This is a genomic window from Hymenobacter sp. YIM 151500-1, from assembly GCF_025979885.1.
GTDB lineage: Bacteria > Bacteroidota > Bacteroidia > Cytophagales > Hymenobacteraceae > Hymenobacter.
Genome location: NZ_CP110139.1, coordinates 3,040,578 through 3,058,598, shown reverse-complemented (window position 1 = coordinate 3,058,598; position 18,021 = coordinate 3,040,578). Strand labels below are relative to the sequence as shown.

At 61.8% G+C, this 18,021-nt stretch carries 16 protein-coding genes and 1 tRNA gene; 6 read left to right on the top strand and 11 right to left on the bottom strand.

Annotation, left to right across the window (positions count from 1 at the left end; genetic code table 11):
* Nucleotides 1–189: 189 nt before the first annotated feature.
* Both OIS53_RS12845 and OIS53_RS12840 read right to left on the bottom strand, forming a co-directional pair.
* Nucleotides 190–918: a YkvA family protein gene (locus OIS53_RS12845; RefSeq protein ID WP_264678972.1), complete on the bottom strand. Its 729-nt coding sequence runs from the start codon at nt 916–918 to the stop codon at nt 190–192.
* 179 nt (nt 919–1,097) lie between these two features.
* Nucleotides 1,098–1,706, bottom strand: coding sequence for a C40 family peptidase (locus OIS53_RS12840; protein ID WP_264678971.1), 609 nt, complete (start codon nt 1,704–1,706; stop codon nt 1,098–1,100).
* 306 nt (nt 1,707–2,012) lie between these two features.
* On the opposite strand from OIS53_RS12840, the gene OIS53_RS12835 reads away from it, so the two are divergent.
* Both OIS53_RS12835 and OIS53_RS12830 read left to right on the top strand, forming a co-directional pair.
* The gene (locus tag OIS53_RS12835) at nt 2,013–2,372 is read left to right on the top strand and encodes a hypothetical protein (RefSeq protein ID WP_264678970.1); all 360 of its coding nucleotides are present in this window, start codon (nt 2,013–2,015) and stop codon (nt 2,370–2,372) included.
* A gap of 168 nt (nt 2,373–2,540) precedes the next feature.
* Nucleotides 2,541–3,311, top strand: a complete 771-nt coding sequence (locus OIS53_RS12830; protein WP_264678969.1) for a hypothetical protein — start codon at nt 2,541–2,543, stop codon at nt 3,309–3,311.
* 253 nt (nt 3,312–3,564) lie between these two features.
* On the opposite strand, the gene OIS53_RS12825 is transcribed toward OIS53_RS12830, so the two are convergent.
* Nucleotides 3,565–3,637, bottom strand: a tRNA-Thr gene (locus tag OIS53_RS12825).
* A 141-nt stretch (nt 3,638–3,778) separates the two neighbouring features.
* On the opposite strand from OIS53_RS12825, the gene OIS53_RS12820 reads away from it, so the two are divergent.
* From OIS53_RS12820 to OIS53_RS12810, 3 genes are read left to right on the top strand one after another with little or no spacing between them, the layout of a single operon-like run.
* Nucleotides 3,779–4,234: a hypothetical protein gene (locus tag OIS53_RS12820; protein ID WP_264678968.1), complete on the top strand. Its 456-nt coding sequence runs from the start codon at nt 3,779–3,781 to the stop codon at nt 4,232–4,234.
* Between the two features lie 49 nt (nt 4,235–4,283).
* A complete protein-coding gene (locus tag OIS53_RS12815) occupies nt 4,284–5,063 on the top strand; it encodes an FkbM family methyltransferase (protein ID WP_264678967.1) in 780 nt (259 codons plus the stop codon).
* Nucleotides 5,063–5,338 (top strand): DUF4834 family protein, encoded by a 276-nt coding sequence (locus OIS53_RS12810; protein ID WP_264678966.1) that lies wholly within the window; start codon nt 5,063–5,065, stop codon nt 5,336–5,338. The genes OIS53_RS12815 and OIS53_RS12810 overlap by 1 nt, the downstream gene beginning before the upstream one ends.
* Before the next feature lie 389 nt (nt 5,339–5,727).
* Here OIS53_RS12810 and OIS53_RS12805 read toward each other — a convergent pair whose 3' ends face one another.
* The 4 genes from OIS53_RS12805 to OIS53_RS12790 all read right to left on the bottom strand — a co-directional run bounded on the left by OIS53_RS12805 (nt 5,728) and on the right by OIS53_RS12790 (nt 11,320).
* The gene (locus tag OIS53_RS12805; protein ID WP_264678965.1) at nt 5,728–8,361 is read right to left on the bottom strand and encodes a DUF5686 and carboxypeptidase regulatory-like domain-containing protein; all 2,634 of its coding nucleotides are present in this window, start codon (nt 8,359–8,361) and stop codon (nt 5,728–5,730) included.
* 145 nt (nt 8,362–8,506) lie between these two features.
* Nucleotides 8,507–9,481, bottom strand: coding sequence for a ferritin-like domain-containing protein (locus OIS53_RS12800; RefSeq protein WP_264678964.1), 975 nt, complete (start codon nt 9,479–9,481; stop codon nt 8,507–8,509).
* A 44-nt stretch (nt 9,482–9,525) separates the two neighbouring features.
* Nucleotides 9,526–10,281, bottom strand: coding sequence for a ferritin-like domain-containing protein (locus OIS53_RS12795; protein ID WP_264678963.1), 756 nt, complete (start codon nt 10,279–10,281; stop codon nt 9,526–9,528).
* A gap of 154 nt (nt 10,282–10,435) precedes the next feature.
* Entirely contained in the window at nt 10,436–11,320 is an 885-nt protein-coding gene (locus tag OIS53_RS12790) for a DMT family transporter (RefSeq protein ID WP_264678962.1), read from the bottom strand.
* A gap of 126 nt (nt 11,321–11,446) precedes the next feature.
* Here OIS53_RS12790 and OIS53_RS12785 point away from each other — a divergent pair, with 126 nt between their 5' ends.
* Nucleotides 11,447–11,947 carry a regulatory protein RecX gene (locus OIS53_RS12785; protein ID WP_264678961.1) on the top strand — a complete coding sequence of 167 codons (501 nt, stop codon included), beginning with the start codon at nt 11,447–11,449 and terminating at the stop codon, nt 11,945–11,947.
* An 85-nt stretch (nt 11,948–12,032) separates the two neighbouring features.
* Here the strand turns inward: OIS53_RS12785 and OIS53_RS12780 are convergent, their stop codons facing one another.
* The 4 genes from OIS53_RS12780 to OIS53_RS12765 form a co-directional block, all read right to left on the bottom strand.
* A complete protein-coding gene (locus tag OIS53_RS12780; protein ID WP_264678960.1) occupies nt 12,033–12,668 on the bottom strand; it encodes a DUF4230 domain-containing protein in 636 nt (211 codons plus the stop codon).
* Between the two features lie 141 nt (nt 12,669–12,809).
* Nucleotides 12,810–13,700, bottom strand: a complete 891-nt coding sequence (locus OIS53_RS12775) for a 1-aminocyclopropane-1-carboxylate deaminase/D-cysteine desulfhydrase (RefSeq protein WP_264678959.1) — start codon at nt 13,698–13,700, stop codon at nt 12,810–12,812.
* A 126-nt stretch (nt 13,701–13,826) separates the two neighbouring features.
* The gene (locus OIS53_RS12770; RefSeq protein ID WP_264678958.1) at nt 13,827–16,403 is read right to left on the bottom strand and encodes a YfhO family protein; all 2,577 of its coding nucleotides are present in this window, start codon (nt 16,401–16,403) and stop codon (nt 13,827–13,829) included.
* Nucleotides 16,404–16,744: 341 nt separating this feature from the next.
* Nucleotides 16,745–17,638, bottom strand: a complete 894-nt coding sequence (locus tag OIS53_RS12765) for an EamA family transporter (RefSeq protein ID WP_264678957.1) — start codon at nt 17,636–17,638, stop codon at nt 16,745–16,747.
* Between the last annotated feature and the right edge of the window lie 383 nt (nt 17,639–18,021).

Here is an 18,021-nt window from a genome sequence, read left to right as displayed (position 1 = left end):
TGCCAACCACACAAAAGCCCGCTTTCCAATAAGGAGAGCGGGCTTTTGTGTGTAGAGAGTAGGGGAGATGGTGAAAGGACACTTTGTTGGTCAGACTTCAAAACGAAGTCTCAGCTCTCACTTCTCATCGTCTCAAATATAGGAGAAGAACAGCGTCTCACCTCTCACACTTACAGTCTCACCTCTGATTTACCGAACATTTCCGCCTGGGTCACCGCCGGCGGGGCCGGGCTTGTTGCCCGTGCGGCTGCTGTCGGTGGTGTTGGCAGCAATGTCGGCGTGGGGCTTCACGTCGGCTTTGGGGGCCGGGTCGGTGGCGGTGGTCCGGCTAGGGTTGGGGTTGCTGCTCTCCGGCGAGCCCAGCCCGCTGTCGGTGTTTGAGCTGCCTGTTTTTGGAGCTGCGGCCGGTTTGGGCCCGGAGTTACGAGTAGTACCATCCGTAGACGACATGGTGCTGGCAGCAGCCGGCTTGGCGTCTTTTGGTTCTTCTACCAGTTCCACGCGGGTTTTCTCCCACTCATGAAACTTGTCCAGCTCTTCCTTGATGGTGGTGCTAAACCACGCCACCAGGGCCACATCGTCGAGCAGGCCCAGCACTGGCAGAATGTCTGGGATAAGGTCAATGGGACTCAGGAAATAAGCCGTAACGGCCACCGCAGCTATGATTGTGCTGGTCGGTAGACCCTGATATTCGCCCGAGGAAGCCGAGCGAATCAGGCGGAACAGAGTTTGCAGCGTGTCCCAGGCTTCGTGGGCAATGGTGCCCAGGTCTTTTTTCTCGCTGGCCTTCTGGTAGGCGTCATTCAGGAGCTGTTTCAGGCGGGTGGGGCGCTTCAGGTAATCTTCGGCCTTGCCCAGAAACTGCTTGAAAAGCGGAGAGGAGGCAATTTGGCCGCCTTGTGGGTTATGCTTGTCCATATAGCGTTGAGGAAGAAGAGGGTGGAAGCGGCCGAGCTAGCCGGCCGTGTGTGCTATACTGCTACGGGCTGAAATGGTTTTGGGCAATCTGAGAACCGCAGGTCACGAAAAACGCCCCATCCAACGGGGTGGATGGGGCGTTTTTCGCAGGAGGCTGGGCGTAGCGCCGGCCGTAAAGCCTATTCGGTGGCTACGCGGCCGGCGGCGTAGAAATTGCGGCTGTAGTAGGCTTGTTGCAGAGAGCTGACCATCACGCCGCCGTTGGTGGCCGAGTGGGCAAACTTGCCGTCTTTGAGGTAGATGCCCACGTGGTAGATGGGCTGGCCGGGGCCGCGGCGGAAAAACACCAGGTCGCCGGTTTGCATTTCTTCCTTCTTCACGTGCTTCACGCTCTGGAACATGGAGCGGGAGCTGCGCTGTAAGGTGATGCCGTATACTTCCTTGAATACACGGGTCACGAAGCCGGAGCAGTCGGTGCCGCTTTTGCTGTTGCTGCCGTAGCGGTAGGGGGTGCCCAGCCAGGCTACCACTGTTTCGAGCAAGCTTCGGTCTTCCGTGTAGGTGGGCGCAAAGCCCAGGCGCTGACCGTACTTGCTGTACGCTAACGAGTCGGAAGCCGACAGCAAGCGGGGCTCTTCATCGGCGGAGCCGAACAGGGCGGCCAGCAGAGAGGCTTCCTGGGCCGCAGGTGCCGCAGTAGCGGCTGGTTGGGAAGTGGGAGTTCTTTCAAAGAAAAAGGAGAGGACCATCGAGGCCGCGGCGAGGCAATACAGGAGGCTGTGTTTCATTGTCCGTCGAGGGGGTGGCAGAAAGAGCTTCCGGGGTCAACCAGGAGGCTAGCGGGCGTTGCTTTTTTCGATAGGCAGAGAGCCTGGGCTGCGAAAAAATGAGGAAATAAAGGAAAGCTTGTCGTGGCAAAGACTACTCTCTTAGCAGGCTGCCATTGGTTAAAGCTACACTAGAAAAGCTGAGCTTACCAAAAGAGTCTGAAAAATTCTTCGGTATGCACAATCATTTAGAAGAAAATTCATGCAACCGTCCTAAACGGGCTGCCGCATCAGCGCGTATACTGCGGCTTGCTTTCCTTACGGCCTATGCAGCTACCCCGCATTATTGAAAACTCGCCCTGGGCCCGCTTGGCCCGGCTGAAACTCGGTGCGCCCAACGTGGCCATGGTGCTCGGCAGCAGCATCCACCTGAGCGGCGTAACCCGCGAGGAGTTTCTGCAAGACCCCTACTGGGTGGCGCACGAAATGGAGCACATCCGGCAGTATCAGGAGCACGGCCGGCTCGGCTTTCTGCGCCGCTATCTGCTGGACTGGCTTCGGCACGGGTACTATCGTATCCCGTTTGAGGTGGCGGCTCGTGAAGCTGCGGAACGCAATGCCTACTTATACGCCGGGGGCCGGCCACTGCCTTCGGAAGAACAGCGCCACCGGGGCGTGCAGGGCTGAGCGGCCGCGGTAGTGGCGGGGCGAAAAAACGGAGCTGCTGGGGCAGTATGGTTGTACTCAGCAAGAAACGCGTAACGCAGCCATAACTTTTTGCTGACTTTTAACGAATAGGGGAGGGGTGCAGCTACGGTTCACTCGCAAGGTTTTATCATTTAACTCCCACTCATCATGGAAAACAAGCAAAACCAGCCCAACGGCGGCTCCGCTCAAAACGCCAACTCGTCTGCTAATAAATCGGCCGGTTCGTCGGCTTCGCAACAACCGTCGGGCGCTTCGGCCTCGGCTGCGGGCAACACTGGCTCGCCGGCCGCTGGCGCCGACACCAACCGCACCGGTGGTGCAGCTACTTCAGCTTCGAGCCAGCCCACGAATACGGGTGCTCAGGGCGGTCAGAACAAGCAAGACCAACAGGGCCAGCAAGACCAGCAAGGTATTCAAGGCCAGGTGAAGTCGTGGCTGAGCCAGCAGGACTGGCTTAGCAACGTAAATGTGAACCAGATTAAAGACCTCGGCAATAAAGCCATGGAGCAGGTAAACAAGCTGACTCCTACGCAAAAGATTGTGGGTGGTGCCCTGCTGGTAAGCGGTCTAAGCTGGCTGGCGTTGCGCTCGAAGAGCAGCTCCTCAGACTCAGGCAAAACCTACCGTGGCAGCTACCGCGGTGGCAACACCAAAAAATCGGATAGCTACAGCTCCGGCAGCTCCTACGGCAAAAGCTCCGACAGCTACAGAAACTCCAGCAACTACGGCTCGGACAAGTACCAGTCGGGCAGCTACAAAGCTGGCAACACCGCAAACAGCAGCTACGACAGCGACTCTAAGGGCTACGGAGCCGGTTCTTCGGATGCTTCCAGCTCGCGCTGGAACAGCTCCAATGAGTCGGTATACCGCGGCGCCTCCCGTGGCTACGGCGATGATGACTACTCCAAAGGTCTGTAAGTCGGCACTGGTTCGATAGAACTACCGTTAAAACGACCGGCAAGCTTCACGCGCTTGCCGGTCGTTTTGCGTTTTAGTCGTGTCGCTTCAAGTGGGGGCTTTCACCTTGACTAAAAGGTGGTTGGCATTAGCTAGCGAGCAGGTTGCGTCTATACAGTGGCCAGACATTGCAACACCTACCGCCAAACGCTTCTGCGTACTAGTGATGAGAGAAATAAAAAAGCCATTTCGCGAATGCAAAATGGCTTTCAAGAGCCTTCTACGGGATTCGAACCTGCGACCTGCTCATTACGAATGAGCTGCTCTACCAGCTGAGCTAAGAAGGCGTTTCCCACTTGGCACGAGGCCACTGGGAATGGCAAAGATAGGCAGCTGCACGAACAACGCGCAAGCAGTTTCCGTAATTTTTTGCGCACGAGGCACCTGTCCGCTCCCGCCGCTTCTTACTTTTTCCTCTCTATTTTTCTATGCGTACTTCTTCCTCTATATGGCGAGCCCTCGGTGCGGGCTTGGCCGGTGCCGTTGCGCTCAATGTAGTGCATGAAACCGTGCGCCGCCTGCGCCCCCACGATGCCCCGCGTATGGACGTGCTGGGAATGCGCGGCCTGCGCAAGCTACTGGGCCTGGCTCAGGCGCCCCAGCCCGACACCCGCACGGCCTACGCTCTGACTCTAGCCGGCGACCTACTCAGCAACGGCCTGTACTACAGCTTGGTAGGCACCGGCCGCAGTGCTTGGGCCCGCGGCACCGTGCTGGGCCTGGCCGCCGGCATTGGCGGTGTGGTGCTGCCGGGGCCGCTGGGCCTGGGGGAAGCGCCCAGCAACCGCACTCCCCAAACCCAAGCTATGACCGTGGCCTGGTACCTGCTGGGCGGCGTGGTAGCAGCTGCGGTAGCGCGGGCCGGAAGCCGAAACCAGGAGTAAGGACTTAGGCGCTGCATGTCTCGGCTTTCCGGCATCTTTGCGGGCACGTATGATGAAGCAATTTCGCAAGCTGCTGGTCCGCACACTGGGCTTTGAGCGGTACATTCGGCTGGTAAGCCGCGTGTACCTGCGGCTGGTGGGTGCTGGCTGGGGCAAGGACAAGTATCCAGAGCTGTTTTTTCTGCACCAGATTATTCGCCCTGGCTTCGTATGCCTCGACATTGGGGCCAACCTGGGCTACTACTCCGTGGCGCTGTCGCGCCTGGTGGGGGCGGAGGGGCAGGTGCTGGCCGTGGAGCCCATTCCCGAGTTTCAAGCCATTTGGCAAGACAACGTGCGCCTCAGTGGCATCAGCAACCTGACGCTGCTGCCGTATGCCTTGGGCGGGCAAAACACCACTGTGCAGATGGGCACCCCGGAGCGCAACGGCCTGCTCCACCACGGTATGACCAAAGTGGCGGCCAGCAACCCCCATGAGCACTACGCCCGCACCTACGACGTGCCCATGCGTGTGCCCGACGAACTCTTTCGGCACCTGCCTCGTCTGGATTTTGTGAAGTGCGACGTGGAAGGCTTCGAGTACGAGGTGTTTCGGCACATGCAGGACACGCTGCGCCGCTTCCGGCCCCTGATCCAAACGGAGCTGAATGGCCTGGAAAACCGCCGGGCCGTGGCCGGGTTGTTAGCCGAACTGGGCTACGCGCCGTTTGTGCTGGCCGAGCAAGACCAAAAGCTGATGCCCTGCTCCGAGGCCCAGCTGGCCAGCGCCGTTTCGGCCGATTTATATTTCCAACCTGTTTCGCCGGCCGCCGAAGTGGCCTCCCGCTGATGTTTTTGCTGAAGTTTCTGCTTGTTCTGCTGCTGGTGTCGTTTGTGGTGCGCACGTTGCTGCCCGTGCTGCTACGGCTGCTGGTCGGCAACCTGCTCAAGAAGCAGGCCCGCCGCTACGGCCAGCAGTTCGAAAGCGCTTTTCCCAACCAGGCTCCGCCACCGCCCACCCGCCCCGGCCAAGTTCGGGTCGACTACGTGCCGCCCCGCACCCAGTCAGCGAAGCCTAAGGATGCTGAGGGCGGCGACTACGTTGATTTTGAAGAGGTGAAGTAGGGCCTCACCCCCCCGTCCCCCTCTCCCGTAGAGAGGGGGAGCCTGACGATTTCGGCAGCGCCGCCCTTTCGGCTACCGCCTCCAGCACGGCTACCAAGCTGTAGCAGCACAGTGGCCGCGTAGCGGTCCAGAGGTTTGTAGAGGGATGGGAAAGAACAGCATAGCGCCGCGTAGCGGGGCAAGAAACGGTCAAGCGTCTCTTGCCCCGCTACGCGGCGCTGAACTTATCTGCATGAATCTGGCTACTACAATCCTTTAGCCGCTACGCGGCTGTACTGTTTATAATCGTCCTCAGTGATAGCCGTGCTGGAGGCGCTAGCCGACAGGGCGGCGTAGAACAGCGGAACCGGCTCCCCCTCTCCGCGGGAGAGGGGGCCGGGGGGTGAGGCCTAAAACCCTATGCCATACCGGAAGCCGGAACTGAGGCGCTGGCCTGATTGGAAGGCGGTGTAAAAGTCGATACGGTTGATTTTGAAGATGTGCTCCACGCCCACGCCCAGCTCCAGATAATGGCCCGCGGCCTGGGTGCGCAAGTAGTTCAGAGAAGCTACTTCCTGCCACTTCAGGCGGCGCAGCAGCGGTATTTTATTGAAGAAGAAACCGTTGAAGTGGTGGTTGTAGTGAGCCTCCAAGTAGCTGCGGCGGGTACTGAAGCGGTAGTAGTCCAGCAGCTGAAACTGCTCGAAGTTGGCGGCCAGGCTGGTGAGGTTGCCGGCAAAGTGGCGGTAGTCCACAAACGTCAGGCCCGAGGCGCCCAGCGTAGTGCCGGCCCGGACGTTGAAGTTGCTTTCCCCGAACAGCCCGAAGCCCAGATTCTTGCTGGTGCCCAGCTCCAGGCGCGTAAAGCGTACATCTGAGCCCAGCACCCCGCGCAGAGCCTGACGCACGCCCAGCGTAAACTGCGGATACTTGGAGTTGCCGAGGTTGAACTTGCCGTCGGGGCGGGTAATGAACTGCTGGCCGGGCTGCCAGGTCAGCAGGGCGTCCAGCGTAAGGGCCTGGCTGCGGCCAAAGCCGGTGCCGCCGGGCAGCTCCTCACTCACGGGCTGGTTGGAGGTGAAGGCCCGGCCCGCAATGTCCCGGACTACCTTAATGGTGGTGTTCTGTAGTTCGCGCCGGTCGGCGTAGGCGGCGGCCAGGCGCAGGCTCAGGCCGTTGGCTACTTCGGTGCGGTAGTTCAGCTCCAGGGCGTCGCGGCGGTAGAGCTTGGCGTAGTTACGGTTGGTGAACAGCGTGTAGTAGCTGTTGATGAAGGGCGTAAGCTGGGAGCGGGGGTCGAAGTTCTCGATGGTGCGGCCCACGGCAAAGCCCACCCGGCTAAACGACTGGGGCCGAAACGTGTACCCCCCGCTCAGGCTGGGGCTGAACAGCCGGTTGCTGAACCCGTAGCGCAGCACCGGCCGCAGCGAGTAACTGCGCCGGTCCTCGTAGCGCTGGATGTAGGTGGCTTCGACATTCACCACCACGCCTTCTACCGTGTTGTACTGCAAGGCGTTGGTGACAGGCTCCACCGACACGGTGCGCTTCTTAAACGAGTTGGTGTACTGGTAGCCCAGCAGCAGGAGCTTCTGCGGGTCCACCTGGTTGCGCTTACGGTCCAGCGAGTCCTGGTAGGGTTTCGATTTCGTAATGGCCTCGGCGCTGTCCTTCACCTGGTAGTCGCGGCGCTCCTCGTCGGTGAGCGGAATGGGCCGCAGCTCGTTCCAGTAGGTGGAGTCCCGCTCGTTGGCGCCTTTTTCTACGGCCATAATTTCGCCCTTGGCCAGGGGCCGGAAGGCGGCCGTGTCGGGGGTGGCGGCTGCGGCCTGGCGGGCCTGGCGGCGGGTGGCGCGGCTGAGGGTGCGCAGCTGGGGCCGCTGCTGCTTGGCGTCGGCTACGGTTTCGCGGCGGCCGGCGTCGGTGGGGGCGGGGGCGGCCTGCTGGGCGGCCACCAGAGCGGGCGGCGGGGCCGGGTAAGTAGGCTTCACGCGGTAGTTCGACAGCACGGCATTCACCGAGGCGTTGCCCTTGAACCCCAGGCCCGAGCCGCTCAGATACACCTTCTGCGACTGAAGCACCCAGGCGTGCGAGGCGCCCGGCGCGGGCCCAAACAGCTGCTCAATCTGCACCTTGTCGGCGTATTCGATGCCGGCGTCGGAGTTCAGGCTCAGGTCTACGCTGTGCAGGCGCCAGGTGCCGTCTTCCAGCACGTAGATGAAGCCCGAGAAGGCCGGGTCGATGCGGCGGCGGGGCGACACGCGGATTTTGTTGAGCGTGTGCCCGTTCAGCTGGGAAGTACCCACCAGCTCGTACTTGTAGAACAGCAAGGCATTCTGGGCAATCGGCGACACGAAGCCCCGCTCCGAAAAGCCCGACTTAATCATGTTCTCGTAGAAATTGAACTGCCCCGACACCCGGTTCACGCTGAAGCCCCGGCTGTTGCCGCTGACCCTGGACGAAATCATCCGCTCCTGCACCACATTGGGCTGCCGAAACGATAAATCTGACACTGACTCCGACAGATACACAATGCCCTTCTTCACGCCGGGGTCTACCTTCACCAACCCGAAAATCTTGTTGGGCACATCGGTGAGGCGTACCACCGCCTTGATGTAAGTGCGGGCCGTGAAGGCGGCTACCTCGGCGCGGTGGTAGCGCCGCCAATCAATGGCGTGCTGCACAATGGCGTAGGCCGGGTCCCGGTCGGAGGCCCGCACCGTCACGTTGCCCAGGGTGTAGGGCTCGGGCGTGAGCGTCACGTTGAGCACGGTGGCCGTGTCGCCGCCCGCTACGCGTATCTGCTCCAGCCGGGGCTTGTAGCCCACGTACTGAAACACCAGCTGGTAGGTGCCAGCTGGCAAGCGAAGCTGGTACTGGCCCTGCTCGTTGGATGCCGTGCTGGTGGTTTCGCCGCGCACGGCCACGTTGGCAAAGGCCAACGGCTCGTTTTTGGGGTCGGTGATGCGGCCCCGCACCACGCCGGCCCGCCCGAGCAACGGCACTACACACAGGAAGAGAAGTAACAGAAAGCTAAAGTGCCGCATGCAAGTAAAGTTGGGATAAGGGTGTAGCCGGTTGAAGGTAGATAGAAACAGATGAGAAAGAGTTGCCTGCCAGCCCTGGCGTAACTAAAAAAGGACAGCTAACAGCTGTCCTTTTCAAAATCAAAAACACAATCTAACGCGGCGCTTACGTAAACAGGGTAGTGGTGGCCAGCACGAAGTTGCGGGCAATACCCTTCACCGTAGCAGCATCCAGGGGCTCGTCGAACGCCTCGGAGGCCGCTGCTGCCGTCACGGTTGCGCCCGTAAGCGTGGTGTTGGTTTGGATGTTGACGCCGGCCTGGGTGATATTTTCTTCGCCGGGGAAGAAAACAGCCGTGGCAGCTCCCGTAGCCGGGTTGCCGGGGCCGTACACCGCCGCCGTCGAGGGAGTAGTGTTCGGCGAAGGACCACCGTTGTCGTTGCCCGAAACCCAGCTCTTGGGCTGTAAGTTCAGGTTGGCGGGGTTGCCGGGCACGGTGGTAGCCACCGCATTGGCCGCTACGCCGCGGCGTACCGTGCGCACGTGCGACGAGTGGCGGGCCTCCACGGAGTGAATATTCAGGGCAGCTTGCAGCACGGTCTTGTTCGGCATCAGTATGGGTGCCCCGCCTTTATACGCCCGGATACCCGTATCCACGAATGACTGCGACACGCCCAGGTACAGAGCGTAGTTACTGAACACGGCGGCAAACGGACCCGCTTGGGTGCCGCGGCCCCCGCTGTAGTCGAAGGCGGCGCGGGTGGGTTCGGGAATGGCGGCCGTGCCCAGGGCGGCGCGCAGGGTCTTGATGTGGCCCGACTCGTCGTTACGAATTACCTCGAAGGCCGGCCGGTCGGTGGCCGGAATCAGGCCGGGGGTTTTCAGGCCCGTGTCGTAGAAGTAAAATTCCAGGTACTCCAGGCTCAGGGCCAGGTTGAGCACGGCCTGAATGTCGGCGGGCAGGGCGGCTTGGCCGTAGGCGCGCTGAAATATGCCGCTAAACACTACGGGTAGCGCGGCTGCCGTAAGGGCTTTGCCAGCGGTGCCGAAGTGCTGGAACACGCGGCGGCGCGGGTCGAGACGCTCGTAAATCTCGGGGTCGACTTTTTCGATGTCGGAAATAAGCTTGAACAGATCCATGACGGTAAGACAGAGGTAAGGTGAAAAAACAAGCAGCGCGTGGCTTACCGAATGTTACTAACGTTCAGCTTCGACCCAGCCTGCAGAAACTGGTTGGCCTGGGTGGCTACTTCCTGCGGGGTCTTCGACCGCTCCAGGCCGGAGCCGCTGCCCTCGCCGGGCGCCGAGGTGGCCGAGGTGGGCGTAAACAAGTCCACCACGTCGCTGGCCACGAAGGAGTTGTAGGTCAGTAGGTCCCGGATCAGGGCCGCGTGCCGGGCTTCTACCGACACGATTTTGCCGGCCACTACCAGGTTAACGGCGCTTTGCAGGAAAACGCCCGCGCCGTTATAGGCCGCCACTCCCAAGTCCTCGAAGGTGCGGGCCGCTGTCAGCACGCTGTTCTTGTCGTTGAAGTTGATGGTGGAGAAATCGGGGTCCAGGTCCTTGATGGCGCTGTTGCCGAGCACGGTTCTGAAAAAGTCCACGTGGGCTTCTTCGTGCAGGGCAATGTCGTCCAGAATCTGCCGCTCGGCGCTGGTAGCCGTCAGGCCGGTGTAGTAGGTACCGGTTTTTACCCGGGTGTAAAAAGCGGCTTCGAGCTGCTCCAGCGCATAAGCGAAATTGAGCACACCCGTATCGCCGGAGCCCACGTCTACGGTGCCGGCTTCCTCGTTATCATCGTCATCGTCGCAGCTCGTGAGCAGCAGGCCGGTGAGGGCCGTAGCGGCACCGGTGTAGCGCAGAAACGATCGGCGCGACACCGCAGTTGGAGTTTCCGGAGAAGCTGGCGCCTCCACGGGTGACAAAAGTTTGTCCATAGTAGTAGGTGGTGAGAAGGTAGAAACAGAGCTTGTACGCCCGCATCCCCTAGTTCTGCCACCCATTTGCCTAAAATCAGTATTTGTACAAAGCCGGTATCCGGGTTTGTACGGAGCCAGTCGGCGGACTCTGCTTCGTGGGCCGCCGAACGTTCTACGCTACTACTTCCTCGGTAGGAGCCAGGGGTGCGGTTTGCCGGGCCTGCCGGGCACTGTACCAGGTGTTCAGCCCCACGCCCAGCAGCACCAGCGCCATGCCCAGGTAGGAAGTCAGCTGAAACGTTTCGCCAAAAAATACGAACCCTAATCCCAGGGCGTACAAAATGCCCAGGTAGTTGAGATTGGCCACGCTCGACAGCCGCTCGGCCTGGTAGGCTTTGGTCATAAACACCTGGGCGCCCTGCGTGCACACGCCCGTGAGCAGCAGCCACAGCCAGTCGAGGCCCTGGGGCGGGACCCAGTGCCAGAGGCAGTAGAGGCCGGCAATGGGCAAGGCCACCATCGGAAAATAAAACACGACCACCAGGGGGTGCTCCTTGCCCGTAAGCCGGCGAATGGAATTGTAGCTGAGCCCCGAAAACACCGCCGACAGTACGCCCAGCCCCACCCAGCGCCAGTCCACGTCAGCCGACACGCCCTCCACCACCAGCACCCCCGCAAACGAAATCAGGAAGAACACCCACTGCCAGGCCCGCACCTTCTCGCGCACAATAAAAATGCCCAGAATGGCCGTGAAAATGGGCGCCAGATACTGAATGGTAACGGCCGTGGCCAAGGGCATGCGTTGCAGGGTGAAGAAATACAGAATCAGGGCCAGGGCGCCGGTGGTGCCGCGCGCAATCAGGAAAAAGTGGTTGGTGCCCCAGGGCCGAATGCGCAGGGCCCGCAGGGTGAAGTAGCTGAAAATGACCGACAGCCCCGAGCGAAACAGAATGATTTCGAGAGCCGGCAAATGGGGCAGCAGCTTGACGCACACGTTCATCAGAGCGAAGAACAGGGTGCTGAGCAGCATGTAGCGGGCCCCTTGGGTAATGGGCATGAGCAGAAAGGGGAAATGTGGCGTAAGCTTTAGCTTGCGCCGTGTGCCGTGCGTACTAGGTAGTAATCGGGGCTATGCTTTGCCGGCGCACTGCGCAAGCTAAAGCTTACACCACACTTTTCTCCCATGAATCAGCCCAAAAAGAAGTTTTACACGCCAGCCGAGGCCTTGCAAAAGATAGCGGCCTTCTGCACCTACCAGGAGCGCAATCATAAAGAAGTAGAGGCCAAGCTGCGCGAGTACGGGCTGGACGAAGACGAAGCCGGCGAAATTATCATCCGGCTGGGCCGGGAGAAGCTGCTGGACGAGGAGCGCTACGCCAAAAGCTACGTGCGCGGCCACTACCGCAGCAAGAAGTGGGGCCGCCGCCGCATTGTGCAGGAGCTAAAGCAAAAAGGCATTTCGGATTATTGCATCAAGGCCGGCTTGAAGGAAATCGACGGCGACGAGTACTACCAGAACTTGGTGGACCTGCTGGAGAAAAAAGACCGCCAGGAAAAGGAGCGCCACCCCCACAAGCGCCGCCAGAAAATCCAGCTCTTCCTCACGGCCAAAGGCTACGAGCAAGACCTCATCAAAATGGCTTTGGATGACTTGGGCAAAACGCCGGATGCAGACGACCAATAATGTCATTCCGAGCGGAGCGAGAAATCTGGATTACTTACTAGGCGCTGATGAACACTCAGATTCCTCGCTCCGCTCGGAATGACAGCTATCGCCGCGCCGGCAGCTGCGGATTCTCCAGGCGGCGGGTGAGGACCACGCGGCGGCCGGTCATGGTTTCGAGCAGCGGCCGCAGGATACGCTCGGCGTTCTGCTCGGTTTGGGCCAGAATGCCCGACTGCAAGGCCGTGCGGCGCACGTTCTGCTCGGCATACTTGTAGCCGGCATCTACTAGCTCAGCGTCCTGGAAGAAGCCGTTTTCAACGCTGTACACCTTGCTTTTGCTGTGGTCGATCTGCCAGCCGCACAGCTCGGCGGGCGGCAAAGCCAGGCGCACCACCGAGTCGCCTTCCAGCATCACGTCCTGGGGGCGCAGCTGGCGCAGGTCGAGGCAGCCCACGGCGGTGCCGGCCACGATGAGGGCCACTTTCGCATCGGGCAGCAGGCGGTAGGTGCTTTTGCGGTACTCCACCACGTCGCGAAACTGGTAGCGCACCAGCTCCAGCCGGCCCAGGCTCTCCACCTTCTCCAGCACCGTGTTATGCGTGACGGTTACGCGCGGGGCCGGGTTCAGCGGATTTTCCAGCTCCGTCAGCGCCGGCCGCACCTTACTCCACAGCAGCCACCCAAGCCCCACCAGGAAAACCAACGGCAACAGGCGGCGCAGCAAGCGGGGAGTAGACATAAGGATGAGGTTTACCTAACCATACGGGCCAAACTGCCCGAGGGTGCGGGACCTCACCCATCAGACTGTAAGCCGCAAGCTGGTTCTAGTGCTTGTGGCTTGCAGCTTGTGGCTTGCAGCTTGCGGCTTACAGCTTGTGGCTTACAGCTCAAATTCAAATCCTGCCCACGCCTGCAAGCCGCCGGTGTGCACGGCTACTACCGTGCTGCCGCGCCCGAAGTAGCCGTGGGCCAGCAGGTCGAGTACGCCTGCCAGCATCTTGCCCGTGTAAATCGGATCGAGCAGAACGCCGTGGCGCCGCTGAAACCCGGCAATGAAGGCGCGCAGCTCCGGCGTGAGGCGGGCGTAGCCGCCGCCGTGGTAAGCGGTGTGCAGGGTCCAGTTGTCGTAGGTGCGGCCGGTGGCTTGCTCGGTCAGGCGGTTGATAGCTGCGCGCAGGAAGTCGGCGCCTTTGAGGGCGGCGAAGCCGTGGGCCCGGCGCTGCCCGTGCAGGCCGGTAAGCAGGCCGGCCAGGGTACCGCCCGTGCCGCAGGCCACGCACAGGTGGTCGAAATCGGTGTGCTGAAGCAGCTCGGGCACTAGTTCGGCGCATCCCGGTAGAGCCAGCGTATTCGAGCCGCCTTCAGGCAGCACGTAGGCCGGGCCCCACGTGCGCAGCAGCTCGGCTACCACGGCTGGCTCGTGCTGGCGGCGGTAGGTGGCCCGGTCCAGGAAGTGCAGCTGCATACCGTCGGCGCGGGCCTGGGCCAGGGTGGGGTTGAGCGAGGCCGTGGCCAGCTCCTCGCCCCGCACCACACCCACGGTGCGCAGCCCGGTGAGGCGCCCCGCGGCAGCCACGGCGGCTAGGTGGTTGGAGTAGGCCCCGCCAAAGGTCAGCAGCGTATCGTGACCCAGGCGGCAGGCTTCCCGCAGGTTGTACTTGAGCTTGCGCCACTTGTTGCCGGGCAGCTCCGGGTGGTTCAGGTCGTCGCGCCACAGGAGCAGGCGCACCCCGGCCCGGTCGGCGGCGGGTTCTGGTAAGTGCTGAAGCATCGGGAAATGACGTAGCGCATACGGTGTAGTTCGCGTATTCCCACGTTGCCAGAACGATAGGGTGCACCTAGCGGCAGACTTCCCGCCGCAGGCGAGGCATCTGCCGCCAGCTACCTGCCGCCAACTCTACGCCAGCAACGCATCCTCAGCCATACGGGGCTCTGGCTGGCGCTTGAAGGCGTAGTACAGCGCCGCCAGCATGGCCACCACCAGCAACACCGACGACACCAGCGACACCGTGTTGCCTAGGGCGTATTCCGTAGGCTCGAATTTGAACTCGATGGTGTGCGGGCCGGCCGGCACGGGCAGGGCCCGCAGCACGTAGTTGGCCCGCAGGTGCGGTACCAGCTTGCCGTCGATGTAAGCGTTCCAGCCATCGGCGTAGTAAACTTCCGAAAACACCACCAGGCCATCCTGCGCCGCGTTGGCCCGGTAGGTTAAGGCGTTGGGGGAGTAGCTGGTCAGCGTGATGGTGGAGCCGGCGGAAGGGTAGGAGGTCTTCACGTCCGGAAACTTCGACGCGTCCACCACGGCCGTAGTGGCGGAGTTCAGGGTGGTCAGCGCCTGAATTTCCTGGTCGGGGTTCTGCACCTTCTGCACCTGGCTCACGAACCAGGCGTTGCCCAGGGCGCCGGGGTTGCGCTGCACCTGCTGGGGCTGGCCCTGCTCACCGGGCACAATGATGTAGCGGGTGTTGAGCATGTTCAGCACAGCGGGGTTGTTCTGCGAAATCTGCCGCTCAATCAGGTCCTGGTAGCGGCGCAGCTTGGCCCCGTGGTACCCGCCGATGCTCTTGTGGAAATACGACGTGTTGGCCTCGTTGAAAGGGCTTTGCATGTTCAGCACCCGATAGCTCAGGTCTTTGTCCTGCAAAATCTGCTGGTCGGCCGGGGTAGGCACAAATTGTTCGGCCACAGTTTCGGTCTGGAAGTTTGAGTCGTTCAGATACCGTTTATCTACGCCCCACAAATCCACCAGCGTGAGCAGGCCCACCAGCCCGGCAGCTAGCGTAGCCGACAGCTTGCGCTGCAAGAAAAACCACAGCACCGCGCCGGCGGCGGCCACAAAAAACAAGGAGCGGAACGCGTCGGTGCGCAGCAAGGAGGCGCGGTCCTGGCGCAGGGCGTCCAAGGGGAAACCCTGCTGCTGGAGCTGGGCGTCAATCGGCGCGGCATAATCGGCCACCAAGCCGGCCAGGAAAGCCAGCGCGCACAAGCCGGCCGTAATGGCCAGGGCCCGCAGCACTTGCCGCTTCAGCGTGGCGGTTTCGGCATCGTCGGCGGGCTTGCCAGTCAGGGCGGCCAGGCTGGGGTGAGTGCCGGCAGCCACGGGCGCGGCGGCCAGGCGGGCGCGCAGTACCCGGCCCAGGGCCAGCACTGCCAGCAAGGGCATGGCCAGCTGGGCAATAACCAGGGCCATGCTCACCGACCGGAACTTGTTGTAGCCGGGGAAGTAGTCGAACATAAAATAATTGAACGCCTCGAAGTTCTTGCCCCAGGCCAGCACAATCGACAAAATGGTGCCCACCAGTAGCCAGAGGCGGGTGCGGCGGTCGGCCACCAGCAGGCCCAGCACAAACAGGAAGCACACCACGGCCCCCACGTACACCGGCCCGCTGGTAATGGGCTGGGCGCCCCAGTAGGTGGGCATCTGGGCCAGGTAGTCGCTCAGCTGCACCGGCGGCACGCCCAGGTTGGTCAGGGCCTTGCCGGTTTCCGAGGTTTCGCTCAGCTTCATCTGCGAAGCGCCCCCGTAGAAGTTAGGCACCAGCAGGGTCACGGTTTCGCCCACCCCGTAGCTCCACCCGAAGGCATAGTCCCGGTCGAGGCCCGAGCCGCCCGCCCCATCATCACTGGCCGGCTGGTTTTGCTGACCGGGGGCAGCCGGCGGGGGCGTTTTCAGCTCCGACTTACCGCGGATGCTGTGCTTGCCGTACTCCAGCGTGGTGTAGAGGCGGCCAAAGCTCACGCCCACGGCCAGCAGGGCAGCCACGCCCAGCAGGGCCGTGCGGCTCAGGAAGTCCGGCAGCCGCTTTTCGCGCGCGGCCGCCACCAGCTCCACTACCCCAAACACCAGCACCAGCAGGAGCAGGTAATAGGTAATCTGCAAGTGGTTGGAGCGCACGTTCATGGCCAGGCCCAGGGCAAACAAGGCCGTGCCCAGCCACCGGTTGCGCCGAAACGCCACCAGCAGCCCCGCCAGCACCAGCGGGGCGTAGGCCAGGGCCAGGCTCTTGGTGTTGTGGCCGGCGGCCAGAATAATCAGGTTGTAGCTGCTGAAGCCCAGGGCCACAGCCCCCACCACACTCACCAGCGGCGAGAGGCCCAGGGCCACGCACAGGAAGTAGCCGCACACCAGGGCCAGGAACAGGTTGGCTACTACCCCCGGCAGCCCCACCGTAAACAGCTTGTGCAGGTAAATGCTCAGGTCGCCGGGGAAGCGGGTGCTGATGAGGTAGGTGGGCATACCCGAGAACATGGAGTTGGTCCAGAGGGCTTCCTGCCCGGTCTGCTCCCGGTACACGGCCGCCTCGTGGGCGCCACCATTAAACTGCACGATGTCGTGCTGGGCCAGCGTCTTGCCCTCAAACAGGATGGGCGAGAAGTAGACGGCGGTCAGCAGCAGGAAAAACACGACGGCCAGCAGGTGCGGCAGCACCCGCCGCCACAGCGGCACGGTGGCCTGACGGTGGAGTGTGGTCATTCGATTCAGAAGTGAAGCAAAGCAGCCCGAAGGTACGGACAGAAGCGTGAAGCACATTGGCGGTATTAGTCTGCGCGTGTGCAGACGACGCCCTGGCACGCCCTGGCACGAGGTTAGCGCAGCGTACCTCGTGCCTGCGCATGAGGTGGAGGCTGCGCCTCCACTGCCGCGCCAGCGGCAAGTCGGGACTGGGCCGTGCTGGCGCGTAGGTCGTTCTGGCGGGGGAGGCGCAGCCTCCCGGCATTATCGGCACGAGTTACGCTGCGCTAAACTCGCGCCAGCTACAAACCAGTTTTGGTCCGCTTTCCTGATGGCACGGGGCACAGCTGCGCGCCATCAACCTACGGTGCCCGCCGCTGAAATACCACATTGTACAGCACCACCGACAGCAGAATCACGCCGTACGCCACGGCCTGCTCTACCGAAGCCCGCTCCCCGAAGTACAGAAACGCCAGCACAAAGCTCACCAGTGGGTTCAGATACATCAGAATGCCCACCGTGCCCGAGGGCAGCACATTCAGCGCGTACAAATTCAGAAACAGGGGCAGCACCGTGAAACCGGCGCTGAGCAGGCCCGCCACCAGCAGCAGGTGCCCGTCCTGGAATCCCGCCAGCGGCCGGGCGCCCAGCAGCGGGGCCAGGGGCAGAATCAGCAGCGCGGCCAGGCCCAGCTGCACCGTGAGCAGCACCAGCCGGTCGTAGCCTTGCAGGCGGCGCTGGCTGATGAGGTAGAAGGCGTAGGTGAAGGCCACCACCAGGCTCATCAGCACCGTGCGCAGCTCCCCGGCCCCCAGCAGAGCGCAACTCAGGGCGCTCAGCCCAATGGCTGCCCATTGGTTGGCGCGCAGCTTCTCGCCCAGCAGCAAAAAGCCCAGCAAGGCCGTGAGAATGGGGCAGATGAGGTAGGCAAACGAGCCGGCCTGTACGCTTACCTCATTCACCACATAAATAAACAAGAGCCAGTTTGAGGTCAGCAGAATGCCGCCCAGGGCCGTGCTCCAGCCCACCTGCCGCCGTTCCCGAGCCGGCGCCGCCTGCCACTGCCGCCACGTAGCCGCTACCGCCGCCCGCCGGCCCAGCCCGTGCAGGACTACCAGCAACAACAACGAGAGCAGAATGCGAAAAAACAGGATCTGCCCGCTGGCATAGCCCGTCAGCCAGCGCAGCGGAATCGGGAAGAACCCCCAAATAAGAAAGGCCGCCAGCGCGGCCAGGTGATGACGCGAAAGTTTCAAACGTAGAAAATGGCTAAAAGAAGCCGCAAAGGAAGCCATTTCAGCCCAGAGCAGGAAGTCAGCTGGTTTTCTCGCTCCAGAGCAAAGGCTACCGATGATGCGTTTCTACATCATCCAGCCGAGAGGCTTAAGCAGCTAAGCCAGCATGCCAACCTTAATCCTGAAGTGCTTGCCCCAAGTCTCGCGCGCAAAGTAAAGCTACAAGGTATACCTACAGGGCAAGAAAGGCTTAGTTGTACGGCCGCCGGGCGTGGATCGGTAACCATCTGCCATTGCAACGAAACGGTAGAGATGCTTCGACTCCGCTCAGCAGGACGGGCTACTTGTTACCTCTTCCCAGGCCTTGGCACAACATCTAAGGAATGACACGGGACCGAAGGGCT